Source organism: Cellvibrio zantedeschiae (assembly GCF_014652535.1).
GTDB classification, from domain to species: Bacteria; Pseudomonadota; Gammaproteobacteria; order Pseudomonadales; family Cellvibrionaceae; genus Cellvibrio; species Cellvibrio zantedeschiae.
Map to the genome: position 1 here is coordinate 177926 of NZ_BMYZ01000002.1, position 22705 is coordinate 200630.

Below are 22705 nucleotides of genomic sequence, written 5' to 3' on the forward strand. Positions count from 1 at the left end.
CACCTAGGTCGGGAATGTGCGCACCAAATAAATGGGGGCTTCGGAAATAACGGCAGCTTTCAATGGGTTGCCATCACGGTCATAGATTTTCTGCGCATCAAACTTCGGTAAGTCAGTGGATTCACCTTTGGTGCGCCATAGCATAAGAATTTGCTGCGTCGCGTTATGAAATTCCATTACATAAGTATTTTTTGCCGACGGCCATTTCTTAATAAAAGTCGCATCACCCAAGCGCACGAAAAAGTACTGCAAGGCTGTATAAGCAAGGCGCGGCTTAAATTGATTTTGGTCGTCAACCAAGCCATAACCCTTGGCAGATAATCGCCACCAAAATAATTGGTCAACGTGACCTGAACAAATCGCAATCACAATGTAACGCAACATGTAATTGGCGTAATCATTTTCAGATTCACCAGACGGCTTGTGTTGCCACTTAGGCGTAACATAAGGACAAACAATGGGCGACCAGATGTCGGTATTTTCTATGGGCCAATTTACTTCTGAAATAATAACTTTATCGTCGCAGTGTGGCGTTGCCAATGTTAATGCTTTGAGCAGTGCACATTTTTCCAAAGTTGCAAATGGCCCTTGCGGATTCTCCGGAGCGCCGCGTCTGTCTACATAAAGAAGGTGTGAAAGCGCAGAGAATTTTTGTTCAGGCGGTAAAGATTTTAGTGCGGCAATCACTGGCATGTATTCAAAATCAATACAGGCTGGGCCGGTTAATTTAATCTGCGGATATTCTTTTTGTAATGCAAATGCGGGTGCAACAAGTTGTTGCCACTCTTGTAAATTCCATACGCCCCATTTGATGCGATTGAATGCATGGGTGATTTCAATATGGTTTGTGTAGTTGGCAATTGCAGGAATTATTTTTTTCAAAAATGCATTCCATTGTTCTGGTTGCAGAACCGCTTGGCGATCTTGCAATAAGGCAACCATTACTTCTATGCCTTGTCCGTACAGTTTATGAATGAGTGCAATAGTTTGATCCCAAATAACTTCATTTTCATGATGACAAAAACGAATTAAAACCGGTGGATTGCCGAGCTCGCCCAACAGCTTTAATTCATTTCCGATATAATTTTCATGCGGATGCAGTGCAACGCCAATGCGACTCTTAAGTACAACTTTTTGTTTGAAACTTTGCTTTTTAACGGCTGAATAATGTCCAATAATACTGGGTAAGGCAGTAATAGTTTTACCCACAATTTTTAGCGAATTAATAATGAATCGGTGCTGGTTTTTTTCTTTTCGAGAAAGCGCAATCATAGGTTGTGCGGTTTTTTCATCCCACAACCAATAATCTTTTGAATCCGGGTATGAGTGCGCCGGTTTTTTGTGGCGATTTTTTAAAAATCGAATAGGGTGGCGAAGCTTGCGTGATTTACGATGGAATGCAAAACGTTCACGATAAGTGTTTTCATATTTATCGAGCGTTTTAGATGGCATCTGATCTTTGCAATAAATATATTTAAAAAAGCTAAGATAGTTGCCCGGTAATATAGGGCGAGATAAATCAAATGCGCATTCTTTATCTGTTAATGGCCGAGTTGCGATAGTGCAACGATTTAAGTCAATAAATTGCGGTTGCGCCCAAGAGCCGTCTGTATTTTTTGGAAGTAGAATATTCTGGTTGCCTAAATCCCCATGCATAAAGTTAGCATCATGCATTTGCCTTATTGCTGGTGCAACTAACAATAATAATTCCATGAGCTTTTCATTATCGCGTGAGTCAGTATAAATCTCCGTAAGTGCATCTCTAAAACAAACGGCTGGTTGGAATAGGCTTAAAAAATAACTTTCCAACAGTCGATTATTTTCCCAGCGATCCAGCCATGCTATAGGTGAAGGTGTACCTATTTGATTCGCTTCCAAATAGCGCGCAGCATTGTAGGAACGTTCTGCTTTGGATTTATGTTTACGGTCAAAGCGATCTTTTAACCAGCTCTGGCGTTTGAACACCTTGAGTGCCACCATGATTTCGCCGGTAGCCGTTTGCAGGGGAACTTTGATTACATAATCAACACCTTTGGAAAGGCGCACGGCTTCAGGGTTACTAAGTAAGTCAGCAATCTGAACTAATTGGGCTCGTAGAATGTCATTATCGAATTTGGGCGCAATATTTCCCTGATAGGAACCAATGCTAATACAATCGGAAGTCAGATGCGTCAAATTCAGGCCCCTTGATGCTGGAATTAGGTAGGTGGGGTATAATTTTTATTGATTGTGAAAGGCAAAACGACAATCGCCAGAATTATAACGATTAATCGCTCACTAGCCTAGTTCGTCCCCTGCGTACATTCTTTGATAAAACCGCTTCAGGAAATACTAAAAATGATAAAGATTTTCGATGCTATAAAACAGCGGCTTTCACGTTTTGCTGCTAGCTTGGCGTTATTAACTCGATGGGCAGGGCCTTACGCAACCATGTTGCAGATGTTAATCATCGGGCTGGTAGTATTGTCGCTTTCGCGTTTGGGTTTGATTGCTTGGCAATGGGATCGAGTGAGTGCGGCTGGAATTCTTGATGAAATGATCGTGCAAGGTGTGCGTGCTGATCTCATTTTATTAGGTTACTTTGTCGCCATAGCGGTTTTACTCGCACCGTTTCTTGCACATAAAATTTCTGCGCGCGCCTGGTGGTTATTTAATCTTTGTTGGGCGACCCTGGCTTTAGTATTTGTTATTTTTATGGAGCTTTCTACTCCGCCTTTTATGATGCAGTTTGATTTGCGTCCTAATCGTTTGTTTATTGAATATCTCTCTTATCCAAAGGAAGTATTTGCGACTTTGTGGAATGGTTTTCGGCTTGCGCTCGTATTAGGCGTTGGGTTTACCGTGTTATTGGGCTTCACAATTTTTAGCTTGCTGAAAACGGCGTCTGCCAATGCGCAATTGTGGACAACAAAAAAACTATTGTTAACCTGGCCATTTATTTTTGTTTTGGTTTTTTTACAAGTACGTTCCACTACAGATCATCGCCCGGCCAATCCTGCGCTGTTCGCGCTATCCGGTGATGCTTTGGTGAATTCCTTGATTATAAATTCTGGTTGGTCAGTGTTTGATGCGCTGGCTTCCATGCGCCGTGAGGCTAATTCTTCGGAAATATATGGCGCTTTTCCGCGCGAAAAAGTATTTGAACAAGTTAAAGCGGCTCCCTGGTTGAGTGGATACGAATTTAACTCGAAAGAATTCCCAACCTTGCATCGCCAAACGCCAGCAGTCCAGCGCGACAAACCGCTTAACCTTGTGATTGTGTTGGAAGAAAGTTTGGGTGCAACCTTTGTTGAGTCTTTAGGCGGATTGCCTGTCACCCCCGAGCTTGAAAAATTAAAACATGAAGGTTGGTGGTTTGAGCAGTTATACGCAACAGGAACACGTTCAGTTCGTGGGATTGAAGCTGTAGTCTCCGGTTATGCACCTACACCTGCACGCAGCGTAGTAAAACTTTCACTTGCGCAGCATAATTTTTACACGCTGGCTTTGGGCTTGGGCGAGCAAGGTTATCACACAGAATTTGTGTACGGCGGCGAGGCACATTTCGACAATATGCGCGGCTTTTTTACCGGCAATGGCTTTCAGCAAGTGGTGGATCGTGGCGATATTAAAGACCCGGTGTTTGTGGGTAGCTGGGGCGCCAGTGATGAAGATCTATTTAACAAATCATTGGAGCGTTTAAAACAACTTCATTCCAAGAACAAGCCATTCTTTAGTTTGATTTTTAGCTCATCTAATCACGAACCTTTTGAGTTTCCGGATGGCCGAATCGATTTGCATGACACGACCAAACAAACGGTTAACAATGCAGTGAAATATGCGGATTACGCCTTGGGCAAATTTATCAGCGAAGCTAAAAAGCAGGATTATTGGAAGGATACGGTTTTCCTTATTGTTGCTGACCACGATAACCGCGTTTATGGTGATAACCTGGTGCCTATTAAAAAATTCCACATTCCTGGTTTGATTTTAGGTGCAGATGTGCAACCAAAGCGCATTACCACCTTGGCCAGCCAAATTGATCTCGGTGCTACTTTGTTGTCGCTGATGGGCGTAACAAGTGAGCATCCAATGATTGGTCGCGATTTTGCGAAAGACAGTGAAACACCCGGGCGTGCACTGATGCAATTCGATAATTATTTTGCATGGCTTGAAGGTGATGTGGCGACAATTTTAAGACCCAACAAAAGCCCGCTGCTTGGTCATTATGATGCCGCCAAAGGCGAGCTGATGCTGGGGAAAGAAAATCCTGCGCAAGCTCAGGTTGATAAAGCTATGGCGCACGTAATATTGCCGTCCTTGTTGTATCGTGAGCAGCGTTACAAAATTCCACAATAATGTGCTGTTAATAATATTTTTGCCCAGGTAAATAACCTAATCGATTGGAAAAGATTCGTCTTCCAGTCCAACGGCGGAAATATTTACCGGTTTATGTCTCACAAGCCAGGATCATTCTTGATGTTCTGGCTATATATTGCTCTATCTACACTTACAATCCCTACGCTACCAAGAATTGAGTTTTAAGGTTATGCTAAGGGCAATAGATGCTTTTGATGCCAAACACTATGTCAGGGAAGGCAGTCAATAGGGCCTAGTTACATGATTCACAGCTACCTTCTTTGTATAAAAGAAACTCTACAATCGTCAGTGTGTTTATCTGCAAACCAATTGCGAACTCGACGATACGCGTCCTGGTTTCTAGCAACGCTATTTGTGTTGAGCGCCCACAGCTTCGCGCAAAATCAATCCGTCAATAAACAAAGAATTACCGCCTCCTATATTTACAACTTCGCTAAAAATATTGAGTGGCCCAATGAAGCGGCCATGACATCATTTGATATAGCTGTATTTAGCGGTGAAAAAACGCCGGTCTACAGCGAACTTGAAATGCTTGCAGAAAAAGTAAAATTAAAAAACCTTCCAATCACAATTTCACAGGTAAGCGCTGTAAAAACGCTGGCTAAGTATCAACTGATTTATATTGAAAATCCCAATAGCCAGGCGATAACGGATATTTACAGCGCCGTTGAAGGCAAACCAGTGTTGTTGGTGACTTTTGATTTTCCCAATAAACAGTTGGTTATGATCAACCTGGTGCCTGTTAATAATGAAAGATTGCGGTTTGAGGTTAATAAATCCAATCTTATTAACCAGGGTTTAAAACCTTTGCCCGAATTAATTTTAAACGGCGGTACTGAAATTGATGTGGCAAAGTTGTTCCGTGAAGGCCAAACCTCGCTGGTTAATTTGCAAAAGCAAATGCAAATACGCGAAAAAACCTTGGCAGATTTAACGGCCAGTATTCAAAGTCAAGAAGCTTTAAACTCTCGCCTTGAAAAGCAAATGACCGATTTGAACAAAAGTATTCAAAAAAGTGATGCGTTGATTGCCGCCCAAAATGAACAGCTTGAAAAAGGTAAACAGGAACGCTTGGCATTAGTCAGCGAAGTTGAGCAGCGCACCAAAGAGCTCAACATTCAGCAGGCAGAATTGAAAACTATCGTTAGTGAAATTAATGCGCGGGAAAAGCGTGTTGCTGAGTTAGATAAAACCATTAAAACCCAAGAAGTTGAGCTTAAAAAGCAAAAAGATGCTATCGCCAGCCTGGATGAAACTGTAGGCATCCAGAAAAAAGCGCTGATGTATTCCTGGGGGCTGGTAATACTCGGCTTGGCCTTGGTGCTAACTGTCTGGTACGCATATAACGTTAAACGCCGCGATAACCAACGTCTTGCAGCGCATGCACAAGATTTGCAATTCGCTAAAGATCGTCTCGCGATTGCGAAACGTAAAGCGGAAGATGCCAGCCAGGCTAAGGGAGAATTCCTGTCGCTGATGAGTCACGAATTGCGTACGCCACTGCAAGCGATTATTGGTTATACAGAAGTGGTTATTGAAGATTTAAAGCTTAATGATGATCAAGTGCATATTAAAGATCTCACTCGCGTTATTAATAATTCCGAGCGCCTGTTAAAACTGATTAACGGTGTGTTGGATTTAGCCAAAATTGAATCTGGTCGTATGCAGCTGGATTTAACTGAAGTAAAACTTTCAAGTCTTGTGGATGATGCAGTTGGCACCGTCAAACCTTTGTTGGAAAAAAATGACATCCAATTAAAAACGGATGTTGATGATGGTTCGCTTTTACCTGTAGCTGACCCTGAAAAATTATTGCACATGATGATTAATTTATTGGGCAACGCCAGTAAATTTTCGCCCAAGGGTTTGGTAACACTTAAAGCTTATAACGAAGGTCATCGCATTTTTATTAGCGTTGCTGATACGGGTATTGGTATGTCGCTGGAACAGCAACAACATATTTTTGATCCTTTCCGTCAGGCGGATAGCAGTACGACTCGCAAATTCCAGGGCAGCGGTTTGGGTCTTTCGATTACGCGCCAGCTGTGCGAAATGATGGGCGGAACCATTGAAGTGCAAAGCCAATTAGGAGCGGGGGCAACCTTCATTGTTGATATTCCGTTACCTATTGAGGCGGACACGCGTTTTGGCGAGTCAGGCGTTGGCAGTGATCAGGATGTTGCAGAGGCGGAACAAAATCCTGATGCAACGGGTAATCATATTGTGATGATTGATGACGACCCGGCGTTCCTCGATATTATGGCGCGCACCATGCGCCGCGAAGGTTATGTTGTGCACACCGCCTATGATGCGGAGACGGGCTTTAAATTACTGCAAAAAGTGAAACCGCAAGTTATCACTCTGGATCTGTTGTTGCCCGATCAACACGGTTGGTTGTTGTTTGAAAAAATAAAAGCTGAAGCCGAGTTAAAAGATATTCCGGTAATTATTATTTCGATTATGGATGATCGCAAAAATACCAGTAAGCGCCAGGCTGAAGAATATCTCACCAAGCCGATTCGCCGTGAGACCCTAAAGTTGGCAGTACAACGTTTGGCTCCACCACATAATAAAAGCTAAGTGTCGTCAGGATTATTCCAATTAAATGGATAGCTCTTGCACATGTCTGAATGCTTTTTTACGCATTTGGTACCATTAATTTATGTTTTTAGGCTGTAAATCCTACTGATATTTCTTTTTTACAAAAAAAAGCACAGCTAACGCCATCTATTAGTTTGCTTTCGTATAAAGGTAAGCTATCTTTATAAGCGTTTCGCGTAAAATCGGCGAGGCTTGAATTCTCGTCGAACACAACTTTATTCAATGCAGCACCTGTTCAATGGTCATGCGCAAATAACCGATGCAATAACAATTGCCACCTTAGTAAAAATTCAGGATGGGGTTTTACTAAATATAAGGATTGCCGCTATGAAAATACCATTTACGCGAGCATTACTGCCTGCACTTGTTTGCGCTATTTCCGCCAACACTTTTGCGCAAAATAAGCCTAGCGCTCCTCTCGATGTGTACAACCTCTCGCTTGCTGAATTAGGGCAAGTCCAAATTTCAATCGCAACAGGTAATAGCACCTCCCTGGATAAGGCCCCGGCAACCGCTTCGGTTATTTATGCTTCGGAAATTGAAGCTATGGGTGCACGCAATCTTGATGAAATACTGGAAACTGTTCCTGGCTTGCATATAGGTTTGTCCGCTCTTAGCAGACTTGACTCGGTCTATTCCATTCGTGGCATACATACAGGGTTTAACTCGCAAGTTTTACTGTTATTAAATGGTGTGCCGGTGCAATCCACTTTGCAGGGCGGTCACCCCACCATGTTCCGCTTGGCGGCATCAAGCATTGCACGTGTTGAGGTTATGCGTGGGCCGGGTTCCGCAGTTTACGGTGCGGATGCCTATGCGGGCGTTATCAACGTTATTACTAAAGATTCAGCAGCTATAGACTCTCCCCAAATCGGAGTGCGCACAGGTTCCTTTGGTTATCGCGAGGCTTCGTTACAAGCGGCAACTGATTGGCAAGGATTGGGTATAGCGCTGGATATGTCGTATCAGGAAACGGATGGCGATTCCAGTCGTCATGTGGAGGCTGATTTTCAGTCGAGTCTTGATGCCAGTTTAAACACTAAAGCTTCGCTCGCTCCAGGTCATCTTTCAACTCGCTATCACGTTTGGGATACGCATGTGGCTTTGAGCAGTGAGCACTGGCAAGTCAATTTGTGGAATTGGCTGTCCACGGACGCCGGTGTGGGAGCTGGTGCTGCACAAGCGCTGGATATGGATGGTTATGATGATAACCATCTAATCATGGGTGATGCGACTTATCAGTTTGGCTCAGGCAATAGTAGCTGGGATAACAGTATTCGACTCAGTCACCTCTATTCCGATCATACGACTCAATTCAATTTATTGCCGGATGGCGTGAAAGTACCCATTGGCAGCGACGGCAACATTAATTTTGCAAAACCAGCAGGGCTGGTGACTTTTCCAGACGGCTTGAAAGGCAATCCTGGTCAGACGACTAACGATACCCAGTTAGAATTTGTCTCCATATACAACGGTTTCGAATCTCATCGGATCCGCTTCTCTATAGGTTCTCGTCGACAATCATTTGATGGTAATGAGACCAAAAATTTTGGTCCTGGTGTAATAAATGGAACTCAACCCATCGTCAGCGGGACTCTTACAGATGTGACAGGGACACCCTTCGTTTACTTAAACGATGGCTCTCGTAAAGTAAGCTTTTTATCTGTGCAGGATGAGTGGAAGTTAAATCAGGATTTAACCCTGACTTCTGGTGTGCGTTACGATAAATATTCAGATTTTGGTGGTACTACCAATCCTCGCTTGGCGTTGGTCTGGGCACTAAATGAGAGTCTAACGACCAAGCTTTTATATGGTAGTGCATTCCGTGCACCGTCTATTTCCGAATTATATTTTAAGAACAACCCGGTTTCCCTGGGCAACCCGGATTTAAATCCAGAAACTATTAATACGCTGGAATGGTCATTCAACTACCGCTTTAATCCCAATTTGCAAACCACGCTGACCTTGTTCCGCTATAAAGCACAAGACATGATTGAGTTTTTGGCTGATGCGAACGGTGTTACCAAAACGGCGCAAAACGCGCGGGATCAAGACGGCCATGGTTATGAATTGGAGTTTAGCTGGAAACCTGTTCCGCAATTTCGTGTTGGTACGAGCTATTCGTTTGATGATCCTACGGATGCTAAAACGGGAGCAACTGTGCCTGATGCACCTGGTCGCCAGCTCAAGTTAAATGCTGATTGGGAATTCACTAAAAACTGGTTCTTCAATACGCAAATAGAACGTGTCGCAGATCGAGCTCGTGCAACGACTGATAAGCGTCCGGAAATTAATGACTACAACTGGATTAATTTTACATTAAGAGCAAAAGATTTATTGCCGGACCTGGATTTATCGCTCGCGGTTCGTAACGCCGCAGATGCAGATGCGCGTGAACCCAGCAGTGGTAGGCTTGTGAAGGATTATCCTTTGGAATCACGCAGTGGATGGGTGGAATTGAAGTATTCATTTAAATAACGGGCGCATGCGCCCGTTGTCACCAATCGCAAGAGATTTTCCATGACAGAGCAATTCCAATCTGATAAATCATTAGAATCCCCTCCGCCCAAACGTATAAAAGTTCAAAGCCGCAACGAACCTTTCAGCAAGCGTGCCAGCACACGCATCTGGTCAGAAGAACCCAGCAGTGATAATCCGTATATCGCGCAAGCTGCGCTTTGCCATGGCTACGATTTAGTTGAGCTTATGGAAAAGCGTTCGTTTGTTGATGTGTTTTATCTGTTGTTTCGCGGAGAGCTTCCTTCGCCGGCACAAGCTCAATTGTTGCAAGCCTTGATGATCGCGTTGATTAATCCGGGGCCACGTCATCCGGCTACGCGTGCAGCTATGAATGTTGGTGTTGGTAAAACGAATCCCCTGCATATTTTGCCCATCGCATCGGCAGTTTTGGGCGGTGAGTATTTGGGTGGTGGGGAAATAGAAAATGCGATGCGTTTTTTTCGAAAATACCAACAAACAAATCCTGCAGAGCTGAACGAATTATCACTTGGTGACGAGCAATTAATGCCCGGCTTTGGTAAGCGTCACGGTGGTGTGGATTTACTCGCGGCGGCTATAGCAAATCATTTGGTCACTATGGATGCTGCAGGCGATGCGCTTAAATGGGGAAATCAATTTGCACAACTGCAAGCACCAAAAGGCATAGGTTGGTTAACCACAGGAATTGCAGCTGCCGTTTTTGCTGATCTCGGTTTTCAGCCTAAATATGGTGGTGCATTATTTCAATTACTGGGGGCGCCGGGTTTGGTGGCTCATGGTATGGAAGTAGCTAATAAACCTATTACTGCAATGCCTTATGTGAGCGACGATAATTATGTCCTTGAACGATAATGTTTTAGAAAATGGTGTTGCAACTAATAGCGATGCAGCTGTTGTTGATTATCTTGATCAGCGCAGAGGTAAGGTGTTCAGTGGCACTGGCGGTTGGTTTCCAGGTAAAGGTGTTTTTAGTCATGGCTATTCCATGCTGGAAGAATTGGTGGGTGAAAAATCTTATTTTCAAACACTCATTTTAAATGCAACAGGAAAAATGGTTGACCGCCCCTTGGCGGATTGGGTTGAGGCAATTTACGGTTGTATGAGTTGGCCTGATCCGCGTATCTGGTGTAATCAAATTGGTGCGCTTGCAGGTACTGCCCGCACATCGGTTATTGCTGCAACGACTATTGGTGCTATGGCAGCAGATTCACGCACTTATGGTCCTCGCACGCGTTTGGAAGGCGTAAAGTTTATTCAGGGCGCACTTAAACAATACAAGGAGGGGGTAACTCCTGAAGAGATTGTTGCAGCTGCAGCGGAAAAAACGCGTGGAAAGCCCTATATCGTTGGTTACATTCGTCCTATTGCCAAAGGTGATGAACGCATAGAAGCCATGGAGAGAGTCAGCAGGAAATTAAATTTAACCGCAGGTGAACATTTGGAGCTTGCTTATAAAATTGAGCAAGTGCTGATTGATAAATATGATGAACGTATGAATATCAACGGCTATGTGTGTGCATTTTTGTCTGATTATGGTTTTACCGGACAGGAGATGTACCAATTGTTTGCCGGTATGGTGGCAAGTGGTGTAACTGCTTGTTATGTTGACACCTACAAACGTCCACCTGATACTTTTTTACCTTTACGCTGCGATGATATTGATTACCAAGGTCCATCACGTCGAGCTGTACCTGATTAACGTGATGCAAATAAAAAAGGCCGCTAGCGGCCTTTTTTATTTTGGGTAGTTAGCTTAGCTAACTACCCCTACGTCTTTTTTGCGGCAATTTTTTCCACAGGTACGGGGTGGCCGATGTGATAGCCCTGCACGAAGTCGATTCCCATTTTTTTCAAAATATTCAGAATCTCTTCGTTCTCTACGTATTCTGCAACGGCTTTTTTCCCCAGCGCCTGAATAACTTGAATCATGGCTTTTACCAGGGCTTGGTCAATGCTGTCTTTGTGCAGGTTTTGAATAAATGAACCGTCGAGCTTAATGTAATCTGCTGGCAAATCTTTTAAATAGGCGAAACTGCTAAAACCAGAGCCGAAATCATCTACGGAAAAACTACAGCCTAAGCGATGCAATTCAGCAATTACGCGCTGGGTAATATTTAAGTTAAACAAACTCGCGCTTTCGGTTAATTCAAAGGTGATGCGGTTAGGATTTACGCCGGTATTTTTTAAGCTTTCCAAAATCGTCGGAACGAGGGTTTCATCTTTAAAGGCTTGTGCAGAAAGATTGATGGCGATGTGGTTGAGTTCAGGATATTCCTTCAGCGTACGCGTCGCTAATTTAATAATCCAGCGGTCGAGCAAATGCATTTCACCGGCTGCTTCCAGTGCGGGAATAAACTCTGCAGGGCCGACAATAGTGCCGTCTGGTTCACGCAAACGAACCAGGGATTCATAGTAAGAAATCTTGTCTTTATTTACATCGTAAATCGGTTGGAAGTAAAGCACCATCCGATCTTCTGAAATAGCTTTGCGAATTTTTTGCGAAATATTAATGCGTAAACGTAATTCGTCACTTTCATTATCTTTAGGATCATAAAGGTGAATCAAATTGCGACCGCGACCCTTGGCAACATAGAGCGCGATATCGGCGCGCATAAAATGTTCTTCAGCGGTGTGGGCGCTACCATCAATTAAGGTTACGCCAATACTGCAACCTAAATTGATGCGCTGCTCTTGCAATTGAAAGCTGAACTCACCAATAGTTTTTTGAATTTCGCGCGCAAAATCTTGCGCGCCTTGCGCTGTGACGTTGCGCAAGAGCACCGCAAATTCATCACCACCCAGGCGACATAAAATATCGGGCTTGCGTACGCGACGGGCAAGCATGGTGGACATTTCGCGCAATACTTCATCGCCTTTTTGGTGGCCGAAAGTATCGTTAATGACTTTAAAGTGGTCGAGATCCAAATAGACCAAACCGTGTTGGCGCTTGCTGCGCCATGCATCTTTGGATAATTGTTCTAGCGTGGATTCAAAGTGATGGCGATTGTGAAGACCGGTTAGGGAATCGTGCATCGCCAGATATTTTAATTGCTCTTGCGATTTGCGGCGCTCAGTAATGTTATCCAGACAAATGGTGAGTGTTGAAAATTGTTCGCTACGCGTAGAGCGGCTAATTTTTAATTGCGTCCAAATTTTTTGATCATTGACATCGCGCAGGCAGAGTTCGATTTCAGTACTGGTTTTTTTCTCGTGAATCGCTGAGGTGATCTTTTCTTTAAACACCGCAAATTGGTGTGCATCGTCGGGTGATGTGAAATCTTCAATGGAGCGACCCACCGAGTCTTCAATGGGATAACCCATCAAACTTTCCCAAGTGCGGTTTAGGAAACAAATTTTTAAATCTTCATCCAGCTCCATGACGACTGATTGCAAATCGTCCAGCAATTGGTGATGGCTTTCGTAAAGGTTGCGGAATTCGTGTTCGCGCGCTTCCAGGGTTTTTACCCGCTCGGCAAATTGCGCATTACTCACAAGATAATCTTCGCGGTGGATGGCAATGTCACACACCTTGCGTAGTTGGTCAGCGCGGAAAGGTTTGGGCAGGAAATCCACTGCGCCCAGCAACATCAATTCCTCCGCATGATCTATGGACGCATGCGCAGTCATAATCACCACTGGCTGGTTCGGATCCGCACGCTGAATCTCGATTAGAATGTCGTGGCCATTCATGGTCGGCAAGGCAACATCCAGTAACACCAGATCATGACGCCTTGCTTGCCAGGCTTTCAGGCCTTCCGCACCGTCATCGGCCACTTCAATATCAAAATTAGTGGCGAGTACGCGCTGGATTAAATCAGAAGTATCGGGCGAATCTTCAACTACTAATAAACGCGGTTTTGGCAGTTCGTAACTGGCTTGATGCGCGAGCTGCTGGATGATATCGGGCAGGTTGTCCAGGTGATTTAGCGGCAGCAAATAGTTAATACCATATTCGCGCGCGGTTACTTCAGCAATACGTTCACACCAGGTGCGGGCGACTATAACAATAGGGAGATCTGAACGGCAGTTGAGGATTCCACAGCGAATCAGGCGCGATAGTCGCCAGCCATCGAGATCGGGGATATCAACATCGGCAATAATAAGGTCAGCAGGTTGGTTGCGAAGGTAGCGCAGGGCTTTTTTGGCATTATCAACAATCGTTAATTGGGAATAGCCAGACGGCAGCAAGCAATCTTTGATTTTTTGCTGGGCTGCGGGGTCATTATTAACAATGAGTATGCAGATGGATGCTGCTGAATTCGTCTTGTTGGTATTTTGTAACACGCATGGCTCTCCACTTTAGAACTCATGCTAGCTTAATAAGCAGATGGATGCCATTTCTTGAACTCAAAAAAGTCTGGATCGGGTCGCTTTTAAAAAAACCTGACCCAGGCTTAGCTAAGATTCTCACAGCAAGATTTAACCACCGGGGGTGGCAGAGCCATTGACGGCGAGCCCTTTAATGCGGTCGCCCATGGGCGGTACTTCATTGCGGTCGATGCGAACATCAATAAGGGTAGGACCGCTTTTGTAGAAAAGGCTTTCCAGATCCAGCGCGTCCAGCTCTGCTGGAGATTCGATCACTATACCGTCCACGCCCATAGCTTGCGCCAGCGCAGCGTAGTTGATGGAATTTAATTCCCAGCCAATAGATTCCTGGCCACCAAGGCGCTGGCCGTGCATCACCATGCCCATGGCTGCGTCGTTCAACACTATAAATACAACGGGTAATTGATGTTGAGCTGCAACGGTAATTTCCTGCGCGCTCATCAAATAAGAGCCGTCGCCCACAATACACAAGGTGGGAGCTTCACGGTTGGCGATAGCAGAGCCAATAGCGGCACCAATCGACCATGCCATAGAGCCGTAACCCATTGCGACGCGGTAAAGTCCTTCGTTGTTAGCGCGAGTGAGGTAATGCGTTGCCCATGACCAGCCATTGCCTGCGTCAACAAAAATGCGGGTCTCTTCTGGCAACTTCTGTGAAAGGTGATTCATCAAGCGCTGGGGTTTTACAGGGCTTTCATTGGAAAAACATTTTTCGGGATCGCGCAGGGTGATATAGCCACCGTTGATATTCTGCATAGGTGCAGTGTGCAGCGTTTCCCACGTTTTACCCCATTTGCGTGCATCGCGTACGTTCACGAGCAGGCGCTCAAAAATAACATCTATGTTGCCAAAGACGTGCAAGTTGGCCATAGGTGAACGCGTAAAGTGTTCAATGGAAGAGTCAATATGAACCAGCTTGGTGTTGAGTAAATCACCTTTCCAACCGCTGGTGCCTAGCTCTCCCAACGCAGTGCCTACGGCGAGAATCAAATCTACATTTTTGTCTTGTAGCAGCGCGTTAGCGCTTTCATGGCTGGCAAAACCATAAACACCGCAGTATTGCGGATGATTTTCATCAACCCAGCTTTTACCCGTAGGGCTAGTAACGAAGTTAGCGCCGGTGAGGTTAATAAATTCCATAATTTGTTTGCTGGCTTTACCAACACCACTGCCAATGTAGAGAACAATGTTGTCTACACGGGCCAGCTTTTCACACAGACGCGCGATGGATAGTTCATCTGACATGGAGAAGTCATGAACCAATAGGTCACTGTGGATATGAGCATTGATGTTGGCAGGAGCGCGCAAAATATCTGAAGGAATGCTGATGTGCGCAGGTCCATTTGGCATACGGTGTGTTGCCATAATTGCAGAGACTAGTTTGCTTTCCAGCTGCTCGTGGTGTGAAACCAGGGTATTGAATTGGGTTACGTAACGGAATATGCCTACCGTATCCACCGCGGTGCAGCTGGATTCTTGCAAGGCGCGCTTCCCAAATTTTGGTAGCGGTGTTTGGGCGGTAATCACTAGCATGGGGATTTCGTCGGCTGCTGCGGACGCCACACCTGTGAGAAGGTTGGTGGCTCCTGGGCCGGTGGTACTGCAGACCACACCCATTTTGCCAGTTTCGCGGTAGTAGCCATCAGCCATAAAAGCTGCGCCGCACTCATGACGCGCTACAACCAAGCGTGGTCCGCCTCTACGTTCGCTGCGTGCAAGTGAATTTAACAGGGGTTCAATGGCGCCGCCCGGTACACCAAATACAGTATCAATACCCATTTGGGCAAGATAATCCACGATAAGATCGGCGTAAGTATCCTGGTGGGATTCTGTTATTTCGGGCAAATCTGAAGAATTATGCGGAACTGCAAAGGGAACGACGTTTAACATTGTTGCGAACCTTACCTAAAAGAAGTGATCCGTCACCCGTTAAATGTGAATTGTGTCACATAATGTAACACATGGTCGAAAAATGCGCCATAGATTTCGATTAAAAATTAATCGGCGTCGCTAGGGCGAATGAGGGGAAGATTTAAGTCAGGTAGGTGTAAAGCAGGATAAGTGAATGGAAAGCGGGCGAGGCATTGCAGAATTGGAACGAGAGCGCTAAAAGCTACTGACGCCTAAGGGTTGGTATCGCAGTGCTGCTTGCACGCGAAGAGGTTGCGCTTTTGTTCACGCGCAAGTTGGTGGGATTTGGGGAAACGAAAGCGGTTGTACTCCCATTGGTACTGGGCAGGTGCCAAGTGAACACAGTTCTCTACACTCGCGTTTAATCCGCGTATTGAAATAAGCGGATCTTCGCTGTAAATCGCTTCATCAGCCGGTAGAACAATTACTTTAAACCCCCCGGGAACTCGTTTGGCAAACAGGGCAATGGCGCGGCTTTGGGTGCGGGTAATGAGCGAGTGGACCAGGCTCATGGTCAATGTTTCTTGCCCGAAAAAGCTTGCGAGTTCAGCTCCGGCATCTTTTTTGGGTAATTGGTCTGGCAGAATTCCAACAATATTTCCCTGCTGCAACGCTTTAAGCAGCATCAACACACCTTTACGATTGGTGGGGGCCATATTGATATTACTTTTACTGCGGCCAGCGAGGATTAACTTATCCATGGCGGGAATGGCAACGGGTTGATACATAGCTGTGAGTGGTGCGACGCTGGCAAGATAAGGAGCAATAACTTCCCAATTGCCAAGATGTGGCGCCAGCGCAATCAAACCGCGGCCCTTGGCCAGTTCGGCCCGCAAAATGTCTTCACCTTCCACAGCGACAATTTTGGATTCCAGCCATGACCAGGAGTTGCGCCAGATAAGGCTTACTTCTGCCGCTGTTTTTGCCGTTTCAATCAGGCTCTGGTGAGTAAGCTTTTGGGTTTCTTGCGGTGATAATTGCGGGAAGCAGGTGCGGATATTTTTAAGGGTTATGCGGTGACTGCGGCCTTTAGCGAGCCACATGCATTGGCCTATAGCAGCGCCCAAAACACGCGCTGCCGAAAGCGGCAGCCAGGACAAGCACTTAAAAACTTGAGGAACAATAATGTTTCTCATGAACATCACCTTCGCGTTGTAGCACGGACAGCTATGCCTTTTGAGGCATTTGATTGATTATTGTGTAGGCTAGAAATTCAGGCGCCAAATTTTTCGGCATTGTATAGGCGAGTCATTACAAATGTCTGTATCTTTTGTTCAGTCTAGCCTGTAACAGCTCAACTATGACTTTTCGGGAATTGTTTAGTTTCAAAAGTTCCCAATTTATAGGGAGCGGCACACTGGACTGTTACTCTCCCTTAAGCGTTATCTTAAGTGGGTGGTTCTTTGGCGCGAGTTGGTGATGGGGGAGGGGGGCGAGCAAAGCGCGATTTCCTTCCGCGCTTTAAACAGTGATATGAAAATTAACTGCCGGGATTGGGGTTATTGGAATCGGCAAATTTCATGAGCAGGATGGCCAGGCTGGTCATGATGAGAAATCCCACTGTTACAGGAATTAAGGTGTTGTTATAGAGTTGGCCAATGAAGGTGCCAATGACCATCGAAATAATAGACGATACAGAACCAATAATTGCGGAGGCGATCCCCGCAACATGCCCCATAGGTTCCATGGCCATAGCATTCACATTGCCGAAAATTAAACCAAATGCAAAAAACAAAATGGCGGCATAAATCATAAACATCCATAACTGAATATCGCTTACGGCATGTAACCCTAAAAATACCGCTGAACTTGCAATAATACTCATCACGGCGCGATTGCTAATAAAATGCATGCCCCATTTTTCGACCAGCTGTGAGTTTAGTAGCGAGGACACTCCAAACACTAAAGCAAGCACACCAAAATAAACGGTAAACATTTTCCCTGTACCGAATTGCACTTGGAAAATTTGTTGCGACGAATTGAGATAACCCACAAAGCTACCAAAAAATAAACCCATGCACAGGGTGTACCCCATGGTTGTACGGTTGCAAATAACTTCCTTAAATCCATCGACAAAACCCGTAACACTAAAGGGAATGCGATTCGCTTTGGGCAGGGTTTCTTCCAGTCGTAAAAAAATCCATAAGCCGATAATCACAGAGTAAACAATGTAAAGCACAAACACATAGCGCCAGGATGCGAAAAATAAAATTGCTTGCCCCAAACTCGGTGCAATGGCGGGCACCATAATAAAAATCATCATCACCAGCGACATAACTTTCGCCATTTCGCGGCCAGCATATTTATCGCGCACAATAGAAATTGCCGATACATAAGGGCCAGAAACGCCCAAGCCTTGAACGAATCTGCCAATCAAAAGCGTATTAATATCCTGCGCAAAAAAACAAATCAGGCTGCCAATTAAAAATAAAAGTATGCCGCTGTATAAAACTTTTTTGCGGCCAGTTGCATCGGAAAGCGGGCCGCAAACTAATTGACCCAGCGCCATGCCTAAAAACAGCGCGCTAATCACCAGCTGTACCTGGTTCTCATAGGCCATTTGAATTTCGGTGCGAATAATCCCCAATGCTGGTAAAAGCGCATCAATTGAAATCGCCACAATCGACATCATCAGTGCGACAAGTATGGTGAATTCCAGTGAAGAAATTTTTGAATTCTGGTTTGAATCTGGTGAAGTCATTATGTAAATCCAGTTGATAAAACAAGTCGCTATAGGTAGAAAAATTTCCTATAGATGAAAATTGCCATAGGTGAAAGCTACCATAGGTGAAAGTTACCTAAATAGTCGAACCTTGTAGCGAATAATCGACAGGTTAAAAAAAAATAAGCGATACTCAATGAAATTTATTGCATAGAGGTTTAGATGCATCCCTATCCAAAGGGTTACCACCGTGTAGCCGATGGCGATATTATCAAAGAAGATGACCTGGTACTGGGTAAAATCCAATCTATGTGCGGCCAGGAATCCTACGGCTGGAAGAAAGTCGCCCCTCGCCTGGTCGGGCAAGAGTTTTTCGAAGGCGCGGTTGAGTTAGGCCATCCCGCTATCTTATTACGCAAAGATACACTGGAGGTTTGAGCCGGGAATGAAATTGAGATATTGGGTAGTCCTGAGTGTATTGGCGGCTTTTTGTATAGGGTTGTATAGCTACAGTCATTGGTACGGTTTTAATGTGTTGTTGAGGCGGGGTGGAACATTTTGGACTGATGTTAAAATTGACGATCCCCGTTTATCTGCGTCCATGCGTTTGGCTTTGCGTTCGCCTGACCTTCCTGTCGTTGCTGGTGAATTGAAGTGGCAGGTATTGGCAGAGGGATTTGAAACAGCTGAGCTGAGCGTGCTGGCAAATGGCCTCGAGGTCGACAGAATTATGCTCAACCGTATTGATCCCAAGCTCTACAGCTTTTCAGTATTGAATGCGCCTAAGGGAAATCGTGGTCTAGCCGAATGGGAGAGCGCTTTACCAACCGCCACACTCATTGTTAACGGTAGTTATTTTGACCGTTATGGTTTACCGTCCACTCCATTTATAAGTGAAGGACGTTTTCTTGGTATCAAACCTTACGACGCCAAAGCAGGAGCTTTTGTTGCGGATTCAGAGAATGCTGCAATCGTGGATTTATCGGGCCAAATGAATTGGGAGACGGCTTTCAAAAATGCCCAAAACGCGATGGTTTCCTTTCCTTTATTGGTAGGTGAAGATGGGCAAAATCATGTCCATACGGCAAGCCGCTGGCTAGCGAACCGAACTTTTGTCGCGCAGGATCGTCAGGGGAGGGTGCTTGTAGGAACGACTGCCGATGCTTTTTTCTCAATCCACCGATTAGGCGAGTTTTTACGGACTTCGCCTTTGGATATTAAAGTTGCCCTGAATTTGGACGGCGGCCCCGTTGCTTGCCAGAGCGTGCGTATAGGGAATTTTCATCGTCATTTTATTGCCAAATGGGAGCTTCAGGCAGACCAGACCAACAATCATATCAAGTTGTTAACCTGGCCTTTCGGAAGTCGTGGTTCCTGGGCCATGGGGATCGTTCTAACGGCGACGCCGAAGGTGAAGTGAATTGGTAAAGTTATTCGGTGGAGGGGAATTCTTGGCTATACTGATCACTTATTAATCTGGGTTGCGCGCGATGGTTATCGGTGATTTTGTTGGCTATTCCACTTATGGGCAGGGGTCTGTTTATACGCAGAAACCACAAGCTCAAGTGCGGCCTGCAGTTACCCTCGATGCTGAGCGCGATCCGCAAACGCCTCACCAATATAGCGTTACTACTAAGCCGCAGGTTATCCCTCCACCAGAGCCCACGACCGATACTAAGTCCAGCGGTAAAAAGGCGAATCAGAATACTGATCCGGCTAGCCGTGCCTTTCTTGCGGTAGCTAATTATCGCCCCACTTATCATCGTATTGATATTGAGGTTTGAGTTTTTAACTAGCCACGCTAATCAGCACTTTGTAGTCAGTCCCTAAGCCGCGATAGCCAACAAATTGTCCGTTTGCATCCAATACCGGTTCTCCACTAATGCGGAAATGTTGGGCTTGGCCTCTTTCGTTGGTTCTGCAAAAAGTGAAGTCGACAAATGGTTGGCGGCTTGCGAGTATCGCATTAAATTTTGCGCGGTCATTTTCATTCCAGCCGTCTAAATTGTCCGCTTGATGTGGATCATTTGGGCGACTAATGCCTAACGCATTTAACAGGTTGTCAGGCATGTTAATGAAATGTCCTTCCGTATCCTGCTCCCAGCTCCAGTCTGAAGCCAGCTCGGTCAGGCGACGAAAACGGTTTTCGCTGTCGCGCAATTCAGCCGTGCGTTTGTTAACTGTCTCTTCAAGTTGTTGGTTGTACTCGGCAAGCTTTTTATAAAGTAGGCGTACTTCCAGCATATTGTGTATGCGAGTTTTAACTTCTACTAGATCGAATGGCTTGCTAATAAAATCTTTAGCGCCCGCTTGTAAAGCTTTTAGCTTATGCATGGGCTGTGCGGTTAAAACAATGACTGGTAGATAGCTATCTTTCTGTTCGGCCTTTAAACCTTCCATGACTTGGAATCCATCCATGCCAGGCATTTGTATATCCAGCAGAATTAAATCATAGGCGTGCTGCTGATGTAAGGCACAAACGTCGAGCGGATTCATCGTCATACTTAAATTGGTGTAGCCAGCTTCGCTTAGCAGTTGCTCCAATAAAAGTACGTTTGCAGCCTGATCATCAACGATCAGAATACTCGCATCAAAAATATTAAGTTGCATCAGAGTATTTCCTCAATATTAAAATGTGTTTGCTTGTGCAGGTCGAACAATTTGCAATTGCAAAATTAAAAGTTGACATGCACAAGCATCGGCCACACCTAATCGCAAATACCTTTTGCTCTAAAAAATCTGAGTCCGTGAATAAGGTTTACAAGCGTTCCAGTTGTCCGTCTTCAACTTTCACCCGGTCACCCACACGCAAATCATCAATGTCTTCGTAGTCAAATTGTTGTCGGCTACCGTTTTCAAATTTTACGGTAACGCGATAAATCTCCGTATCGCGGCCATTGCGTTTTTCAACTTTGTTGCCCGCAATTGCACCGCCAATCGCACCTGCACCTGTAGCTACATCGCGACCAGTGCCTTTACCAACTTGATGCCCTAATACTCCGCCTATAACAGCGCCGAGAACGGCACCGCCACCAGAGGAACGAGATTCAAGCGACATGACTTCAATATCAGTAACGCGGCCATATTTTTCAGATGAAATTCGGGGAGCAGAATGAACGCTGCGAACTCGTTCTTCGCGTGGTGAGTAGCTATTACAAGCTACCATAGTCATCATGCTGCATAAGCAAATAAGTACTGTTAATAATTTCATAAAATCACTCCCTAAGATTAATAGGAAGTTAGAGAATAGTCGGTCGCCAATAAATGAATCTGTACGCTAGCTAGCTTAATTACCAAATTCCTATGTACGTCATTTTTGGATTTATATAAGCTATTTGAAAATCAAAATTGAAAGCGCAAAGTGTGAGGATGTAAATGCTAATTAACTGTGTGGCCTATCAAGAAGGAAAAAAACTGTGCGACATTGATATTGAAGATATCAGTGAATATGTGAAGCATCCGGATTGCTTTGTATGGGTTGCGTTGAAAGATGCTGAACCAGCTGAGTTAACAAAAATGCAGGAAGAATTTGGTCTGCATGAGCTGGCTGTTGAAGATGCAATGTTGGGCCACCAGCGCCCTAAAATTGAAGAGTACGGCGATTCATTATTTGCGGTCATGCACGCGCTTGAAATACATGATGACCAGCTATGCGTTGGTGAGGTGGACGTGTTTGTCGGCAATAATTATGTGCTATCTACACGCAACCGCAGTCAGCAAGGTTTTTTGGGGGTGCGTGCTCGCTGTGAACGTGAACCCCATCATCTTCAGCAAGGGTCAGCATTTGTTTTGTACGCATTAATGGATGCTGTAGTCGATCGCTATTTTCCCGTTATGGATGCAATTGAATCTGAATTGGAAAAAGTGGAGGAGCAAATATTTATCAAGGGCTCGCAGCGCGCGAATATTCAAAAACTCTATCAATTAAAACGCAAAGTAACCATTCTTAAACATGCAGTTGCGCCTTTGTTAGAGGCAGTTGGAAAATTGGATGGTGGTCGCGTACCTCCGATTGTTGCCGATACCAAAGATTATTTTCGCGATATCCACGATCATCTGTACCGAATAAATATTTCAGTAGATTCGATTCGTGAAACCATAGGTACGGCGATCCAGGTGAATTTGTCGATGGTGGCAATTGATGAAGGTGAAGTGAATAAAAGGCTCGCAGCCTGGGCTGCAATTTTCGGTGTGGCCACCGCTTTTTTTGGCATTTGGGGAATGAATTTTGATGTGATGCCAGAGCTAAAATGGAGATTTGGTTATCCGGCCGCAATTCTAGTGGTGAGTGCAACCTGCGGTTATTTGTATTATCGGTTTAAAAAATCAGGGTGGCTTTAAATT

General features: G+C 45.0%; 16 protein-coding genes. 9 read left to right on the plus strand and 7 right to left on the minus strand.

What is annotated here, in order from left to right; genetic code table 11:
* Window positions 1-3: 3 nt before the first annotated feature.
* On the minus strand, window positions 4-2175 hold the full coding sequence (locus tag IE104_RS11530) for a lipopolysaccharide kinase InaA family protein (protein WP_229837865.1): 2172 nt from the start codon (window positions 2173-2175) through the stop codon (window positions 4-6).
* A gap of 162 nt (window positions 2176-2337) precedes the next feature.
* On the opposite strand from IE104_RS11530, the gene IE104_RS11535 reads away from it, so the two are divergent.
* The 5 genes from IE104_RS11535 to IE104_RS11555 all read left to right on the plus strand — a co-directional run bounded on the left by IE104_RS11535 (window position 2338) and on the right by IE104_RS11555 (window position 11158).
* Window positions 2338-4338, plus strand: a complete 2001-nt coding sequence (locus IE104_RS11535) for an LTA synthase family protein (RefSeq protein WP_229837867.1) — start codon at window positions 2338-2340, stop codon at window positions 4336-4338.
* A gap of 375 nt (window positions 4339-4713) precedes the next feature.
* Window positions 4714-6939, plus strand: coding sequence for a YfiR/HmsC family protein (locus tag IE104_RS11540; protein ID WP_189418708.1), 2226 nt, complete (start codon window positions 4714-4716; stop codon window positions 6937-6939).
* Between the two features lie 348 nt (window positions 6940-7287).
* Window positions 7288-9438 (plus strand): TonB-dependent receptor plug domain-containing protein, encoded by a 2151-nt coding sequence (locus tag IE104_RS11545; protein ID WP_189418710.1) that lies wholly within the window; start codon window positions 7288-7290, stop codon window positions 9436-9438.
* Window positions 9439-9480: 42 nt separating this feature from the next.
* Complete coding sequence (locus IE104_RS11550; protein WP_189418712.1) at window positions 9481-10311, plus strand: citrate synthase family protein; 831 nt, start codon at window positions 9481-9483, stop codon at window positions 10309-10311.
* A complete protein-coding gene (locus tag IE104_RS11555) occupies window positions 10295-11158 on the plus strand; it encodes a citrate synthase family protein (RefSeq protein ID WP_189418713.1) in 864 nt (287 codons plus the stop codon). Before IE104_RS11550 ends, IE104_RS11555 begins: the two co-directional genes overlap by 17 nt.
* 68 nt (window positions 11159-11226) lie before the next feature.
* Here IE104_RS11555 and IE104_RS11560 read toward each other — a convergent pair whose 3' ends face one another.
* From IE104_RS11560 to IE104_RS11575, 4 genes are all read right to left on the minus strand, one after another.
* Entirely contained in the window at window positions 11227-13743 is a 2517-nt protein-coding gene (locus tag IE104_RS11560) for a GGDEF/EAL domain-containing response regulator (protein ID WP_189418715.1), read from the minus strand.
* A 135-nt stretch (window positions 13744-13878) separates the two neighbouring features.
* Entirely contained in the window at window positions 13879-15678 is a 1800-nt protein-coding gene (locus IE104_RS11565; protein ID WP_189418717.1) for a thiamine pyrophosphate-binding protein, read from the minus strand.
* Between the two features lie 233 nt (window positions 15679-15911).
* Window positions 15912-16835: a lysophospholipid acyltransferase family protein gene (locus IE104_RS11570; protein WP_189418719.1), complete on the minus strand. Its 924-nt coding sequence runs from the start codon at window positions 16833-16835 to the stop codon at window positions 15912-15914.
* A 344-nt stretch (window positions 16836-17179) separates the two neighbouring features.
* Window positions 17180-18400: a multidrug effflux MFS transporter gene (locus IE104_RS11575; protein WP_189418721.1), complete on the minus strand. Its 1221-nt coding sequence runs from the start codon at window positions 18398-18400 to the stop codon at window positions 17180-17182.
* Between the two features lie 183 nt (window positions 18401-18583).
* Between IE104_RS11575 and IE104_RS11580 the strand changes: the two genes are divergently transcribed.
* The 3 genes from IE104_RS11580 to IE104_RS11590 all read left to right on the plus strand — a co-directional run bounded on the left by IE104_RS11580 (window position 18584) and on the right by IE104_RS11590 (window position 20145).
* Window positions 18584-18799, plus strand: a complete 216-nt coding sequence (locus IE104_RS11580) for a hypothetical protein (RefSeq protein ID WP_189418722.1) — start codon at window positions 18584-18586, stop codon at window positions 18797-18799.
* 7 nt (window positions 18800-18806) lie between these two features.
* A complete protein-coding gene (locus IE104_RS11585; RefSeq protein WP_189418724.1) occupies window positions 18807-19781 on the plus strand; it encodes a phosphodiester glycosidase family protein in 975 nt (324 codons plus the stop codon).
* A 70-nt stretch (window positions 19782-19851) separates the two neighbouring features.
* The gene (locus IE104_RS11590) at window positions 19852-20145 is read left to right on the plus strand and encodes a hypothetical protein (protein WP_189418726.1); all 294 of its coding nucleotides are present in this window, start codon (window positions 19852-19854) and stop codon (window positions 20143-20145) included.
* Between the two features lie 4 nt (window positions 20146-20149).
* On the opposite strand, the gene IE104_RS11595 is transcribed toward IE104_RS11590, so the two are convergent.
* Both IE104_RS11595 and IE104_RS11600 read right to left on the minus strand, forming a co-directional pair.
* Window positions 20150-20971, minus strand: coding sequence for a response regulator (locus IE104_RS11595; protein WP_189418728.1), 822 nt, complete (start codon window positions 20969-20971; stop codon window positions 20150-20152).
* 148 nt (window positions 20972-21119) lie between these two features.
* A complete protein-coding gene (locus tag IE104_RS11600) occupies window positions 21120-21572 on the minus strand; it encodes an outer membrane lipoprotein (protein WP_189418730.1) in 453 nt (150 codons plus the stop codon).
* Between the two features lie 164 nt (window positions 21573-21736).
* Here IE104_RS11600 and corA point away from each other — a divergent pair, with 164 nt between their 5' ends.
* Window positions 21737-22702, plus strand: a complete 966-nt coding sequence (gene corA, locus IE104_RS11605; protein ID WP_189418732.1) for a magnesium/cobalt transporter CorA — start codon at window positions 21737-21739, stop codon at window positions 22700-22702.
* The last annotated feature ends 3 nt before the right edge of the window (window positions 22703-22705 follow it).

Excerpts from the sequence above, each read along its gene's own strand:
- IE104_RS11535 (WP_229837867.1), top strand. The coding sequence starts at position 2,338 with ATGATAAAGATTTTCGATGCTATAAAACAGCGGCTTTCACGTTTTGCT.
- IE104_RS11545 (WP_189418710.1), top strand. The coding sequence starts at position 7,288 with ATGAAAATACCATTTACGCGAGCATTACTGCCTGCACTTGTTTGCGCT.
- IE104_RS11550 (WP_189418712.1), top strand. The coding sequence starts at position 9,481 with ATGACAGAGCAATTCCAATCTGATAAATCATTAGAATCCCCTCCGCCC.
- IE104_RS11555 (WP_189418713.1), top strand. The coding sequence starts at position 10,295 with ATGTCCTTGAACGATAATGTTTTAGAAAATGGTGTTGCAACTAATAGC.
- IE104_RS11565 (WP_189418717.1), bottom strand. The coding sequence starts at position 15,678 with ATGTTAAACGTCGTTCCCTTTGCAGTTCCGCATAATTCTTCAGATTTG.
- IE104_RS11570 (WP_189418719.1), bottom strand. The coding sequence starts at position 16,835 with ATGAGAAACATTATTGTTCCTCAAGTTTTTAAGTGCTTGTCCTGGCTG.
- IE104_RS11575 (WP_189418721.1), bottom strand. The coding sequence starts at position 18,400 with ATGACTTCACCAGATTCAAACCAGAATTCAAAAATTTCTTCACTGGAA.
- IE104_RS11580 (WP_189418722.1), top strand. The coding sequence starts at position 18,584 with ATGCATCCCTATCCAAAGGGTTACCACCGTGTAGCCGATGGCGATATT.
- IE104_RS11585 (WP_189418724.1), top strand. The coding sequence starts at position 18,807 with ATGAAATTGAGATATTGGGTAGTCCTGAGTGTATTGGCGGCTTTTTGT.
- IE104_RS11590 (WP_189418726.1), top strand. The coding sequence starts at position 19,852 with ATGGTTATCGGTGATTTTGTTGGCTATTCCACTTATGGGCAGGGGTCT.
- IE104_RS11595 (WP_189418728.1), bottom strand. The coding sequence starts at position 20,971 with ATGCAACTTAATATTTTTGATGCGAGTATTCTGATCGTTGATGATCAG.
- IE104_RS11600 (WP_189418730.1), bottom strand. The coding sequence starts at position 21,572 with ATGAAATTATTAACAGTACTTATTTGCTTATGCAGCATGATGACTATG.
- corA (WP_189418732.1), top strand. The coding sequence starts at position 21,737 with ATGCTAATTAACTGTGTGGCCTATCAAGAAGGAAAAAAACTGTGCGAC.